7 protein-coding genes, 2 tRNA genes, 1 other RNA gene and 1 CRISPR repeat array are annotated in these 13,954 nt (G+C 54.4%); of the genes, 9 read left to right on the top strand and 1 reads right to left on the bottom strand.

Annotated features, from left to right (window positions below; genetic code table 11):
* The first annotated feature begins 10 nt into the window (after positions 1-10).
* The 9 genes from E308F_RS13890 to E308F_RS13930 all read left to right on the top strand — a co-directional run bounded on the left by E308F_RS13890 (position 11) and on the right by E308F_RS13930 (position 8,043).
* Positions 11-1,000, top strand: a complete 990-nt coding sequence (locus tag E308F_RS13890) for a deoxyguanosinetriphosphate triphosphohydrolase (protein ID WP_141265512.1) — start codon at positions 11-13, stop codon at positions 998-1,000.
* Positions 1,001-1,738: 738 nt separating this feature from the next.
* Entirely contained in the window at positions 1,739-3,559 is a 1,821-nt protein-coding gene (dnaG, locus tag E308F_RS13895) for a DNA primase (RefSeq protein ID WP_141265513.1), read from the top strand.
* Positions 3,560-3,561: 2 nt separating this feature from the next.
* Complete coding sequence (rpoD, locus tag E308F_RS13900; protein WP_141265514.1) at positions 3,562-4,647, top strand: RNA polymerase sigma factor RpoD; 1,086 nt, start codon at positions 3,562-3,564, stop codon at positions 4,645-4,647.
* A 75-nt stretch (positions 4,648-4,722) separates the two neighbouring features.
* Positions 4,723-4,797: transfer RNA gene (locus tag E308F_RS13905), tRNA-Asn, on the top strand.
* 4 nt (positions 4,798-4,801) lie between these two features.
* Positions 4,802-4,876: transfer RNA gene (locus E308F_RS13910), tRNA-Ile, on the top strand.
* Between the two features lie 46 nt (positions 4,877-4,922).
* Entirely contained in the window at positions 4,923-5,699 is a 777-nt protein-coding gene (locus E308F_RS13915) for a tRNA (adenine(22)-N(1))-methyltransferase (protein WP_172613961.1), read from the top strand.
* Complete coding sequence (locus tag E308F_RS13920; RefSeq protein WP_141265515.1) at positions 5,672-6,784, top strand: Nif3-like dinuclear metal center hexameric protein; 1,113 nt, start codon at positions 5,672-5,674, stop codon at positions 6,782-6,784. Before E308F_RS13915 ends, E308F_RS13920 begins: the two co-directional genes overlap by 28 nt.
* A gap of 89 nt (positions 6,785-6,873) precedes the next feature.
* An RNA gene (gene rnpB, locus E308F_RS13925) (RNase P RNA component class A) lies at positions 6,874-7,320 on the top strand.
* 438 nt (positions 7,321-7,758) lie between these two features.
* A complete protein-coding gene (locus E308F_RS13930; protein ID WP_141265516.1) occupies positions 7,759-8,043 on the top strand; it encodes a CRISPR-associated endoribonuclease Cas6 in 285 nt (94 codons plus the stop codon).
* Between the two features lie 163 nt (positions 8,044-8,206).
* A CRISPR array of direct repeats spans positions 8,207-11,636; the repeat unit is 30 nt; unit sequence GTTCGCAGCCTACCTATGAGGAATTGAAAC.
* A gap of 114 nt (positions 11,637-11,750) precedes the next feature.
* Here E308F_RS13930 and ade read toward each other — a convergent pair.
* Complete coding sequence (gene ade / locus E308F_RS13935; protein WP_172613962.1) at positions 11,751-13,550, bottom strand: adenine deaminase; 1,800 nt, start codon at positions 13,548-13,550, stop codon at positions 11,751-11,753.
* Positions 13,551-13,954: the final 404 nt, after the last annotated feature.

A 13,954-nucleotide genomic window follows, 5' to 3' on the forward strand; every position in this document is an offset into this window, starting at 1 on the left:
GGGTGAGGGTATGCTCCTGCGGGTAGAAGCTGAAAAGCGGGAAGAAGCTATCTTGAGTCCCCTGGCGAGTTTAAGCAGCCGTACCAGGGGCCGTCAAGTACCGGAGGAGCCCTGCCCCATTCGTACCGAATACCAGCGTGACCGCGACCGGATTATCCACTCTAAAGCCTTCCGGCGCCTGAAGCATAAAACCCAGGTTTTTATCGCCCCGGAAGGGGACCATTACCGCACCCGCCTCACCCACACCCTGGAGGTAGCCCAGATCAGCCGTACCATTGCCCGTGCCCTGCGCCTCAATGAAGACCTGGCTGAGGCCATTGCCCTGGGCCACGACCTGGGCCATACCCCTTTCGGCCACTCCGGTGAGGAAGCCCTAAACGAAGTAGTGCCGGGGGGCTTTAAACACAACCTTCAGAGCCTGAGGGTAGTAGAAGTCCTGGAAGGCGGCCGCGGTCTTAACCTCACCTGGGAAGTCCGGGACGGCATTGCCCACCATACCGGGCCGGTCAAACCCCAGACCCTGGAAGGCCAGATTATCTGTTATGCCGACCGCATCGCCTACATTAACCATGACATTGACGATGCCCTGCGGGCCGGCATCATTACCCCGGAGCAGCTTCCGGCTGATTGTTTAAAAATCCTGGGAAGCACCCACCGCCAGCGCATCGACACCATGGTGACGGATATAATCCGCTACAGCTGGGAGCACGGCCGCATTGCCATGAGCCCGGCGGTCCAGCAGGCCACGGATAAATTACGCGAATTTCTTTTTAAAAATGTCTATATCGGCTCCCCGGCCAAGGTGGAGGAAGGCAAGGCCAAAAATCTCTTAAAACAGCTCTACTTTTACTACCTGGAGCACCCGAAAGCCCTGCCCCCGCCCGTCCACGCCGGTGACGACCTGGCCCGGCGGGCCTGTGACTATATTGCCGGGATGACCGACCGTTTTGCCATCCTCCAGTATGCCCGGATCTTTGTTCCCTCCGGTTTTCCTTCCTGAAAGCAGGGAGAAAGCCGGGCGAGCCAAATAACTGGTTCTACCAAACGGCAAAGCGGCTTTCGGGGCATAAAAATGGGAAGGTGGCGGGAATCTCTTCGCTCGTCAGGCTATCCGCTCGTTGACGAAACGGCGGCAGGATTCCTTTCACCTTCCGGATAATATTATAACCGTGCCATGTGAACTATATACAGGGCAAAAAAAGGAATACCTTCACGGTACTCCTTAAAGAAGAATAGTAAAAGGGAGGTTTAGAAAAGGATGAAGGTTGCCCTTCACCATATAGTATAGCATACAAATATATAAAAGTCAGCACCCCGGTACCATGGCTGCACCGCAACAAAGATATAGCGCCAGGACACGCGCCGCTGCCGGGCACCTACTGCCGGGTTTTAAAATAGGGCTGGAAGATAGCCAGGATAACCCCCCGGTAAAGGACATAGAGGGCGCCGCCGCCAATGAGGGCGATTAAAATTAAAGCCACTGCCTTGCCCACTTTCCCACCTCCTGTTAATCTTATTTTGCGCCTGCCCTTTAGTTTATACAGGTTGGTGCGGAGTTCCGGTGCTCTTTATGTTTTCAGTTTACCGCCTGCCATCAAGCTGTATGCAGCCCGGTCAAGGTATAATCTGGTAAAGCGGGACAAATAATAGGAAAAAGCGAAAATAAGGCCCCAAAAAGAGGATATTTCATTCTAATAGCGAATTGTATTAGCACACGGGGTCCCGGGAGGTGGTGTCCATGACAGCCGCCTTCAGCCAGGAAGTGATCGATGAGGTAAAGGACAGGGTAGACATCGTCGAAATCATCGGCAGCTATGTCCGGCTAAAAAAAAGCGGCCGCAATTACGTCGGTCTTTGCCCTTTTCATAAAGAAAAGACGCCCTCCTTCACCGTCAGCCCTGATAAGCAGATGTTTTACTGTTTTGGCTGCGGTGCGGGAGGCGATGTTCTCGCTTTTTTGATGAAGCAAGATGGCCTCAGCTTTCCCGAAGCAGTAAAAACCCTGGCCGCCAGGGTGGGGATTGACCTGGCCGGCGCTGAAGAATCGCCTGCTGCCAAGCGCCAGAGGGAATGGAAGGAACGCCTGTACCAGCTGGGGGCAATAGCTGCCAGCTTTTATTATCGCCTTCTCATGCGCCACCCCGTAGGAGCCGCGGCCCGCTTATATCTCCAGCAGCGGGGGGTAAAAGGAGAAACGGCGCGACTCTTTGAATTGGGATATGCCCCGGATACGGGGACGGCCCTGGTAGATTACCTGCGGCGCCAGGGTTTTACTCCTCGTGACATTGACCAGGCGGGCCTGAGCGCCTCCCGCCCCCCCCTGGGGACGGCCGACCGCTTCCGGGGGCGGCTCATGTTTCCCATAAAAGACAGCCGCGGCCGGGTGATTGGCTTTGGCGGCCGGACTTTAAGCGGGGGGCAGCCCAAGTATTTAAATTCCCCCGAAACAGTTTTATTTCACAAGGGCCGCCACCTTTACGGGCTGCACCTGGCCCTGCCGGGTATTCGCCGGAAAGGCCAGGCCATCCTCGTCGAAGGGTATATGGATATGATCGCCGCCTGGCAGCACGGTATTGATAATGTAGTCGCCTCCCTGGGGACGGCCTTAACTCCTGAGCAGGCCCGGGAGCTAAAAAAATACGCCCGGGAAGTGATCATTGCCTACGACGCCGACAGCGCGGGGGAAGCCGCCACTTTAAGGGGCCTGGACATCCTAGCCGCTGCCGGCCTCCAGGTGCGCGTCCTGCAGCTCCCGGAAGGAAAAGACCCTGATGAATTTTTGGCCGCCCGGGGAGCAGCGGCTTTTCAGGAGCTGGTAGAGACCAGCCAGAGCCTGATGGAATTTCGCATCAATAAAGCCGTAGCCGCCCATGACCCCACCCGGCCCCTGGGCAGGAAAGCCATTATGGCCGCAGTTCTTCCCAGCCTTCAACAAGTAAAGGACGTCGTCGAGCAGGAAGCCTATGTCCGGCTGTTGAGCCGTCATACAGGGATATCCGAGGCCGCCATCCTGAAAGCCCTGAGCCAGCCGCCGGCCAGGCACGGGAGGACAGGAAAAGCCATAGAAAAAGCGGGCCGGAAAGAAGACCCCGCGCCGGGAAAACGGGCCGGGAACCCGGGAGAGCTATTTTTACTCCAGGCGTATTTAAGCAGCCCTGGGCTGGCTGCCGGCATTGACGGCGAGCTGGGGGAAGACTGGGGTGACAGCCCGGCGATCCAGAGCCTCACCGCCTTTGTCCGGGAAAAGCGCCGGGAAGCACCGGAACTGGCCGGCCCGTCCCTGGCCCGGGTTTTAACCGGCCGGGGGGTGCCGGAGTGGGATGCCCTTATTGCCCGGCTTACCCTGGCCGATGGCCTGGGGCCCGTCCAGGAGCAGGCCGTCAAGAAAGCAATCCTCCTCTACAAGCTCCAGCGCCTGCAAAAACAGGAAAGGGAAATAAGAATTGCTTTGGCCCGGGCGGAAAACAGCGGCGCCACCGGCCGGGTCCAGGAACTCCAGGAGCAAATCTTTCACCTGCAGCAAACGATAAAAGCGATAAAATCCGGAAGGGGGGAGTAGCGGTGAAAGAAGAACAGCAAAGGCAAAAAGTCAAGGAGCTGATTGAAAAGGGCAAGAGCCAGGGCGCCTTAACCTATCGCGAGATTATGGATGCCCTTGAGGGAATCGAACTCTCCCCCGAACAGATTGACGATATTTACGAGCAGCTCAACCAAATGGGGATTGAGGTCGTGCCCGAATCGGTAGAACTGGAAGCCCTGGAAAAAGAAGAGGGCGAAACCGTCGATACCGACCTCGATCTTTCGATTCCTGAAAACGTGGCCATTGACGACCCGGTGCGCATGTACCTTAAGGAGATTGGCCGGGTGCCCCTGCTGACGCCGGAAGAAGAAATCGAGCTGGCCAAGAGGATGGAGCAGGGCGACGAAGAAGCCAAACGCCGCCTGGCCGAAGCAAACTTACGCCTGGTGGTCAGCATCGCCAAACGCTATGTCGGCCGCGGTATGCTGTTTTTGGACCTTATCCAGGAAGGCAACCTGGGTTTAATCAAGGCGGTAGAGAAATTCGATTACCGTAAGGGCTACAAGTTCAGCACCTACGCCACCTGGTGGATCCGCCAGGCCATTACCCGCGCCATTGCCGACCAGGCGCGGACCATCAGGATCCCGGTGCACATGGTGGAGACCATCAACAAATTGATCCGGGTGCAGCGCCAGCTGCTTCAAGAACTGGGCCGGGACCCGACGCCCGAAGAAATCGCCAAGGAAATGGATGTCCCCGTAGAGCGGGTACGGGAGATCATGAAGATCGCCCAGGAACCGGTATCCCTGGAGACGCCGATCGGGGAAGAAGAAGACAGCCACCTGGGGGACTTCATCGAAGACGAGGATGCCCAGGCGCCGGCCGAGGCCGCTTCCTTTATGCTCCTCCGGGAGCAGCTGGAGGAAGTCCTGGATTCCCTGACACCCAGGGAAAAGCGGGTTTTACGCCTGCGTTTCGGCCTGGATGACGGGCGGGCACGCACCCTGGAAGAAGTGGGCCAGGAATTTGGCGTCACCAGGGAACGCATTCGCCAGATCGAAGCCAAGGCGCTGAGAAAGCTGCGCCATCCCAGCCGCAGCAAGAAACTGAAGGACTACCTGGAATAGCGGGAGTCGGTTCCCGATTTAGCATCTGACTGTTGACCGGGGCGGCATTTCTGGGTATAATATAATCGTTGGCTTTCCTCGGTAGCTCAATGGTAGAGCGCCCGGCTGTTAACCGGGTGGTTGCAGGTTCGAGTCCTGCCCGGGGAGCCAGAAAGGGCCCATAGCTCAACGGTAGAGCTGCCGGCTCATAACCGGTTGGTTCCTGGTTCGAATCCGGGTGGGCCCACCAAAAAAGAAAATAAGGCCAGCAGCGGAGGTCAGGAGGTGACCGTGAAGTGCTGGCCTTTTTTAATTACCGCCAAGACGCATATAGCGGCAGGGCGGCAGCCGGGAAGGCCGCCGGTATCAGGCTCCCGGCCCGCCTGCAGGCCGTAGCCGGCATGGTGCCGCCGGGCAGCCGTGTTGCCGATATCGGCACCGACCACGCCTATCTTCCCCTGTACCTGGCCGGCAGCGGCCGCTGCCCGCGGGTGATTGCCGTGGAAGCGGCGCCGGGTCCTTACCGGCGCGCCGTGGCCGCCGTGGCGGCCGCCGGCCTCCAGGAGCGGGTGGAAGTGCGCCTGGGAGAAGGCCTTGCGCCCCTGCAGCCGGGGGAAGTAGACACAGTAACCATGGCCGGCCTGGGCGCCCTGACCCAGCAGGGGATCCTGGAGGCGGGGCGGGAGGTGCGGCAGGAGTTAAAACGCCTGATCCTCCAGCCCCAGGGGGAAGCCGGGCCTTTGCGCCGCTATCTCGCCGCCACCGGCTGGTATTTATATAACGAAGATCTGGTTTACGAGGCTGGCCACTATTATATCATCCTGGCCGCCAGCCAGGGTACAAGCCCGACTTACAGCGACCTGGAGTGGAGGATAGGGCCCCTCCTGCTGCAGCGCCGTCACCCCCTGCTGCGGGATTATCTCCTGCACAAGATGGAAAAGCTAACAGCAGCCGTCCGGCAGCTGGCCGCCGGCCGGGGAGAGCGCGCGAAAGAAAGGCTCATGGATTTAAGCCGGCAGCTGGAAGAGATACGGGAGGTGCTAGCATGGTTGCCAGGTGCAGCGAAATCATAGCCGTTATGGAAGCCCTGGCCCCGCCGGAACTGGCGGCGGAATGGGATAACGTCGGCCTCATGCTGGGTTCGCCGGAAGCGGAAGTCCGCCGGATCCTGGTCTGCCTGGACGTTACCATGGCGGTAGCCGCGGAAGCTGCCGCCCGGGGGGCCAATCTCATCATCAGCCATCACCCCTTATTTTTTCGCCCCCTTAAATCCTTACGTTTTGACAAAGCCCCGGGCGATCTGGTCCGGCGCCTCATCCAGGACAACATCATGGTCTACTCGGCCCATACCAATTTAGACAGCGCCGATTTGGGCGTCAGCTATCACCTGGCGGTAAAGCTGGAACTGGAAGATATCCAGGTCCTCCTTCCCACCCGCCGGGAGAAGTATTATAAGCTGGTGACCTTTGTGCCGGAAGACCATGAAAAGGTCGTGCGGGAAGCCATTACCCGCGCCGGGGCCGGCTGGATCGGCAATTATTCCGACTGCACATTCCGGGTGGCCGGCACCGGTACCTTCCTGCCCCTGGCCGGCACCCGGCCCTATATAGGCCAGGAAGGGGAGGTTACAGAGGTCAAAGAATACCGCCTGGAGACCATTGTCCCCACCGGCAGGCTGAAAGAAGTCCTCCAGGCCCTGCTGCAGGCCCACCCTTACGAGGAAGTAGCTTACGACATCTACCCCCTGGCCAACGAAGGCCCGGCTTCAGGTATCGGCCGCCTGGGGGTTTTATCCCAGGCCGTGCCCCTGCAGGAATTTGCCCTGCAGGTGAAGGAAACCCTGGGGGCGGCCCGGGTCAACGTGGTGGGGGACAGGGAACGCAAGGTAAAGAAGGTGGCCGTCTGCGGCGGTGCCGGCAGCGATGTCATGACCACCGCCCGGGCTGCCGGGGCCGACGTTCTGGTCACCGGGGATTTAAAGTTCCACGAAGCCCGGGCCGCCGAGAGTTTAGGCCTGGCAGTAATCGACGCCGGCCACTTTGCCACCGAGAGGCTGATCGTCCCGGCCCTGGTGACCTACCTGCAGGACCAATTGCAGGAGCGGGAAGTGATGGTCCTGGCCTCCCAGAAAGAGCAGGAACCGTGGTACGTACTCTAAATAAACATGGGGATTACCCGTCCTCCTTGACAGATTGCTATAAAGGGTGTTATATTTAAATCCGCTGAAGAAAAGTGGATAAGTGCTTTTGAGTAAACCGGATGGTCGCGGGCGATAAGCGCCTGGCGCGCCTATCGCCTGAGGAAAGTCCGAGCTCCGCAGGGCAGGGTGCTGGATAACGTCCAGTGGAGGCGACTCCAAGGAAAGTGCCACAGAAACAGACCGCCCAGCACTCAACTCGACAGTTGGACCTCTTTCACTATAAGCGAACCTGATGTTTTAAATTCAGGTTTGTATATAAAAGTTTTCATCTGTCGAGTTGAGTGCTGGGCAAGGGTGGAAAGGTGAGGTAAGAGCTCACCAGCGGTTAGGCGACTAACCGGCTCGGTAAACCCCACCTGGAGCAAGACCGAATAGGGGGACAAAAGGGGTGGCCCGCCCCGTCCCCGGGTAAGGTCGCTGGAGGCGCCAGGCAACTGGCGTCCTAGATAGATGACCATCCAAGACAGAACTCGGCTTACAGGTTTACTCAAAAGACCTTTTACTGGACTTATGGGTTATCACCTCTTCTTAGGGGTCACATTTTTAGACCCAGGAAGAGGTGATAATCTTTTTTAACGGGCTGTAATAAAAAACTCCCTCAGATAATCATAATAACAGGAACGCATTCTAAAGCCAAAGCCGGTTTAAAGGAGCAAGAGCCTTCTATCTGGCTGTAACTATTATCAGTGGAGCGGATTAATCAATTTTTCGGCCAAAATAATACATATGGGTTATTCTGGGTATACTATAATTAAATTTATAGTTCTATAGGAGAAAAGGGTATGGTTATCTGACAAAGGTTTTGTAAGCGTAAAATACCCCCCACCTATTATCTAAGGTGGGGCAAAAACAAGCTTAACTATTCATACGGCAAACAGGAGGCAGAGTTTCAGACATTCCACCCTGCAGGCACCTGATGGAAAAAAGAAGACATATTACTATCATCCTATAGAAAAAAATTCCGCCAGCAGATAAAAAATAATCTTCTCAAGAAGGCTGCAGTCCTGGGAATAAACTTGCCGCCGGATATACCCCTAGAATTACATAACGTAAAGGGGAGCGACATGAAAGTAGTTTATTATAAGGATACAGTAATCAAAGGCTGGTTGGGTAAATATATGCTAACAGGTGATCTGCAGTTAATTCGCCTGGTCTTTAGTGTGGGTATCGGCGCCAAAAATTCCCAGGGTTTTGGTATGCTGGAACCTGTAATTTAAGCAGGAAAAATGTCGTCGACCTTGAATAATGTAAAAATCCCTGGGGATCGACGACAGTGAAGATATCAAAAAATCCTTGAATTTACTGTATCCTTTACTTTAGATTAAGTTTTTGCTGGAAATATGCTATAATAAAAAAGCAGCCAAACTAGTATATAAATGGGTTCGCAGCCTACCTATGAGGAATTGAAACGGCGGACCAGGAAGCGGACGGCGTCCGCGGCCGATCGTTCGCAGCCTACCTATGAGGAATTGAAACAAACTCCCTGTCGGCCTGACCTACCGGAAATTACTTGTTCGCAGCCTACCTATGAGGAATTGAAACAAAGATAAGATTCCTTCTCTGGCATTTTGCAGTTGGTTCGCAGCCTACCTATGAGGAATTGAAACTCCTGGCCCTGGTCCTGGCGATGGGGGTGGCCCTGATGTTCGCAGCCTACCTATGAGGAATTGAAACCCGCTACAAAACGGGCCACCCACTGCCGTCCTGAAGGTTCGCAGCCTACCTATGAGGAATTGAAACACAGTATGGAAGAACTAATAAGGACGGCAAAAGTGTGTTCGCAGCCTACCTATGAGGAATTGAAACAGGTAATGGCAGCATTATCCGCGCTGCCGGTCAGGGTTCGCAGCCTACCTATGAGGAATTGAAACTAGGGTCGCAGGAGAGCAGCTACTGTAGGCGGTATGTGTTCGCAGCCTACCTATGAGGAATTGAAACCTTGATACTCCCACTTGTTGTAGAATAGAGAACGGGGTTCGCAGCCTACCTATGAGGAATTGAAACCAAGGCGAGGAAGGCACTGACTGGGAACCGAGCAGGCTTGTTCGCAGCCTACCTATGAGGAATTGAAACGAGGTTCCTGCTGTGCTGGCAACGCCGTCATCTATAGTTCGCAGCCTACCTATGAGGAATTGAAACATAACATATTACCACAGTTTTCTCCAAAGAAGTGTGTTCGCAGCCTACCTATGAGGAATTGAAACCTCCTCGCTCATGATAATTACCTCGGTTCTCTCTTCCCCGTTCGCAGCCTACCTATGAGGAATTGAAACGTAAGTAAAGTCAAAGACGTATAAGCCATTAGGCAAGTTCGCAGCCTACCTATGAGGAATTGAAACACCGCTGATTTGAGGTTGTTCCCCGCCTCCTTGAGGTTCGCAGCCTACCTATGAGGAATTGAAACTCGTCCTCCCAGACTACACCGTTGAGGCCGTCCAAGTTCGCAGCCTACCTATGAGGAATTGAAACAATACTCATTCAAAAGAATACTAACCGCCATCCGATCGTTCGCAGCCTACCTATGAGGAATTGAAACGTGGCCGCCAGTTTATTGCCAACCCATACTTGACCCGTTCGCAGCCTACCTATGAGGAATTGAAACCAATAGAGCAGGCTATTCCTTACTGTAAACGTGACGTTCGCAGCCTACCTATGAGGAATTGAAACCTGTGCCATAGCTGATAACATAGCCTGTTCTTGTTCGTTCGCAGCCTACCTATGAGGAATTGAAACCCATTTTTTCCCAATTTGCCCATTTTTCATCTTCGGTTCGCAGCCTACCTATGAGGAATTGAAACTATCTTTACAACCGGACCCGGCTTAACGCCGATGCTTGTTCGCAGCCTACCTATGAGGAATTGAAACCCGGCGGGAGCAAACAATATAGGCAAGGTAGACGTGAGTTCGCAGCCTACCTATGAGGAATTGAAACACCTATATGCTTCATGCACAATAGTCGCCCATTTATTTAGTTCGCAGCCTACCTATGAGGAATTGAAACACTTGCTCTCTGCATATCCAGGCCGCGTCACCTCGGGTTCGCAGCCTACCTATGAGGAATTGAAACGACTCATTTCACCTGTATATTCTTCCTCCATTTCCACGTTCGCAGCCTACCTATGAGGAATTGAAACCGGTATTCGCCTTTAAGGTTATCGTCCTTTCTACCCGTTCGCAGCCTACCTATGAGGAATTGAAACGGGGCGTAGTGAAAAGAGTATATGCATGGAATATACGTTCGCAGCCTACCTATGAGGAATTGAAACGACCGGATGCTCATTCACCTTAATTACGCGTCCCGGCTGTTCGCAGCCTACCTATGAGGAATTGAAACACGAAACCGGAAAAAATAATTTATTACCGCATCATGAGTTCGCAGCCTACCTATGAGGAATTGAAACCAGCCTTCATTAGAAAGGAGGACCTGGCAAATATGCGTTCGCAGCCTACCTATGAGGAATTGAAACACAGTTGGATAATACGGTCTGTCTATTCCTACTACATAGTTCGCAGCCTACCTATGAGGAATTGAAACTCAAGTAAAATGCCTTGACAGGTTTGGTGCATCAGTAAGTTCGCAGCCTACCTATGAGGAATTGAAACAAATAAGGCCCTTCCTAAATCATCATCCGTTACCTCGTTCGCAGCCTACCTATGAGGAATTGAAACATATGCGGCTGCGAGAGCATCTTCTTTATTGTATCCTGTTCGCAGCCTACCTATGAGGAATTGAAACAGCGTGTTTTATAAAGTCATATTTTGGATTATACCCGTTCGCAGCCTACCTATGAGGAATTGAAACCCTTAATGAATATAGCTTTATCGCTAAGGGCGATGGCGTTCGCAGCCTACCTATGAGGAATTGAAACTTTTAATTTTAATTTCCGGGCTATCTCTAATCTACGTTCGCAGCCTACCTATGAGGAATTGAAACGGATATTTATAATTTCTTGCACTTGTAAAACCTCCTTGTTCGCAGCCTACCTATGAGGAATTGAAACACATCATTCATATGGTATGGTATGATATATACAGAATAGTTCGCAGCCTACCTATGAGGAATTGAAACCATGCGTAGTCGCGCCAGCCGTCCTTGTGGATAAGGGGTTCGCAGCCTACCTATGAGGAATTGAAACAGGATATTTTTCAGGCAATCAGGAGAGATAATGCCAGGTTCGCAGCCTACCTATGAGGAATTGAAACCAGATAGCCGAATAGAGGCGGTTGCTAAGGCACTCTTATGTTCGCAGCCTACCTATGAGGAATTGAAACAGGTTTTCGGCGGCCTCGGGAGTGAGTTTTACTTCTGTTCGCAGCCTACCTATGAGGAATTGAAACCAAAAACCTGCCCGCCAGTTTTTTACTGCCATTACTCCGTTCGCAGCCTACCTATGAGGAATTGAAACCTCTCCGCACAACGATTTAAAAGGATCTGCTTCTTTAGTTTGCAGCCTACCTATGAGGAATTGAAACGAAGCAGAGAAGGTGCGGCGCATCATATCATCAAACTCGTTCGCAGCCTACCTATGAGGAATTGAAACCTGAGTAGCGACCCGGAAATATGGAAGAAGGGAATATACGTTCGCAGCCTACCTATGAGGAATTGAAACTCATGGCTTTCCTCCGCTTTCTTGCGTAGCTGTTCTAAGTTCGCAGCCTACCTATGAGGAATTGAAACTCGTCGTAGGTGGTGGCCAGGCGCTCGACAACCGTTGTTCGCAGCCTACCTATGAGGAATTGAAACACTCCTCACCGCCAACAACTATAGTGTTACGATAAAGTTCGCAGCCTACCTATGAGGAATTGAAACCCTCTACAGCAGTATATATCTGCTCGCTGCTATATCTCGTTCGCAGCCTACAACAAATAGCCACAGTACGCGAGCGCCTCATGAAAGAGCTTTATGGTGAGAACCAAAGTCCATTTAGTCAATAATCAGGTCCACAAATTTAAACTCCAGGGTGTCCACCAGGCCGCGGTTGGTCAGGCGCAGTTCCGGGAGGACCGGCAGAGAGAGGAGGGCCATGGTCATAAAAGGCGATACCAGGCAGCAGCCAAGCTCCTGCCAGGCCCGCTGGACGGCGGTAAGCTCTCCGGCTACTTCTTCCACCGGCCGGTCTGACATGAGCCCGGCGATGGGCAGAGGCAGGAGGGCCAGGATTTTGCCGTCCCGAACGGCTACCATACCGCCGCCGCATTGGGCCAGGGTATTACCGGCCAGGGCCATGTCGGCATCGTTCATGCCGACAATGAGGAGATTGTGACTGTCGTGGGCGACCGTGGAAGCGACGGCCCCGCCTTGAAAGCCGAAGCCCCGGACAAAGCCCAGGCCGATGCTGCCGTTACCGCCGTGGCGCTCAACAACGGCTACTTTAGCCAGGTCCCCGGTAGTGGAGGCCTGGAGCTGCCCGTCAGCAACCGGTACGGTGGTGGTGAGGTGGCGGGTAATGACATTAGCCTCGATAATTTCTATCACCCGGACCTGGACCTGGCTCTTGCCTGCTGGGGCCGGCAGGCGGAAGTGGGCGGCTGCCAGGGGTTCCTTTAAGTGGACCGAATGACGCACCCGGTCGGGATAAGTGACGGCGGGGAGGTCGATTAACAACCGGCCGCCGGCAGCCACTATCCGGCCGTCGACCATGACTTTATCCACCTCCACGCCGGCCAGGTCCTTCAGGAAGAGGATATCGGCACAGCGGCCGGGAGCAATGGCCCCCAGGTCCTGGGCGACACCAAAGCATTCGGCGGTATTAATAGTTACTGCCTGGATGGCCCGGACGGGATCAAGCCCCTCCTCTACAGCCCGCCGCACCACATGGTTTAAGTGCCCTGCCGAAAGCAGGGTTTCCGGGTGGGTATCATCGCTGACCAGGACGGCACGGCGGCTGTCGATTCTGCTTTCCGTCAGGCTTTTAATCGTGGCCTTAATATCGTGCCAGGCCGAACCTTCCCGCATCATGGCGTACATGCCCAGGCGCAGCCGGTTCAGGGCGTCTTCCCTGCAGGTAGATTCGTGGCAGGAGGAGATGCCAGCGGCAGTATAGGCGGCCAGGCCCTGGAAATCACCCGGCAGCGCGAAGTGGCCGGTAACGGGTTTGCCGGCCTTTAAGGTGGCCTCCAGCTCGCCGTGCACACCGGGATCGCCGGCCAGGACGCCGGGGAAGTTCATCATTTCTCCCAGGCCGCAGACGCCGGGCCACCCCATGGCGCTGGCTACTTCCGCCGGGCCGAAGGCGGCACCGGCGTCCTCGAAGCCCGGGGCGGCGGGGACACAGGAGGGCATGGTGGCAAAGACCTTTAAAGGAAGGTCCCGGCCTTCGTCCACCATTAACTTTACCCCTTCCAGCCCCAGGACATTGGCGATCTCATGGGGGTCCATGAATATCGCCGTTGTGCCGCCGGGAAGGACGGCGCGGGCAAACTGGGTTACCGTCACCATACTGCTTTCCACATGAACATGGCCGTCCATAAAACCGGGACAGAGGTAGTAACCGGAGGCATCGATTATTGTCGTTGCCGGGCCGATGCTCCGGCTGACATCGCCGACGCTGGCTATCCGGCCATCCTTAATGGCAATATCCCAGGGCAGGATCTCGCCCGTAAAGACATTGACGACTTTACCGTTTTTAATGACGGTATCGGCCGGGATTTTTCCGGTAGCTGCAGCCACCAGTTCCCGGGTAACTTCAGCCAGGGGACGCCGGGAAGAGAACACCGTATTCATCTCCTCTTTTTGGATAAAATTTGTTTTTAGTATAAAACTTTACTGGAGTAATGGCAATATTTTTCCCTCCCTTGCCTGGGCAAGGTCTATTTCCCTCCCGCTTCCAGTACCAGGCCTCAGCCCTGCCCGGAGAGGAGATTCGCCTTTGGAAGGAACGCCGTCCGGTGGATGACCCTTTCACCGTGAAGGTTCTCTGGGTGCTCGCAGCAGTCTTTGAAGGGTGTTGGTCGCTCATAAGTAGCCATTTAACTACGGTTTTCCGTCTATTGACATAAGAATCGCGGGAAGTTATAATAAAACCGCACTTGGGGGGTAAGCAAGGAAGCTTACAGGCAAAGGGGCCATCTATTCCAAGATAGATGGCTTTATTTTTGCCGTTACTAAGGAAAGTGAAGGCGGTTTCC

The sequence above is a fragment of the Moorella sp. E308F genome (genome assembly GCF_006538365.1).
Taxonomy (GTDB): Bacteria; Bacillota; DSM-521; order Neomoorellales; family Neomoorellaceae; genus Neomoorella.

Excerpts from the sequence above, each read along its gene's own strand:
- E308F_RS13890 (WP_141265512.1), top strand. The coding sequence starts at position 11 with ATGCTCCTGCGGGTAGAAGCTGAAAAGCGGGAAGAAGCTATCTTGAGT.
- dnaG (WP_141265513.1), top strand. The coding sequence starts at position 1,739 with ATGACAGCCGCCTTCAGCCAGGAAGTGATCGATGAGGTAAAGGACAGG.
- ade (WP_172613962.1), bottom strand. The coding sequence starts at position 13,550 with ATGAATACGGTGTTCTCTTCCCGGCGTCCCCTGGCTGAAGTTACCCGG.
- E308F_RS13920 (WP_141265515.1), top strand. The coding sequence starts at position 5,672 with ATGGTTGCCAGGTGCAGCGAAATCATAGCCGTTATGGAAGCCCTGGCC.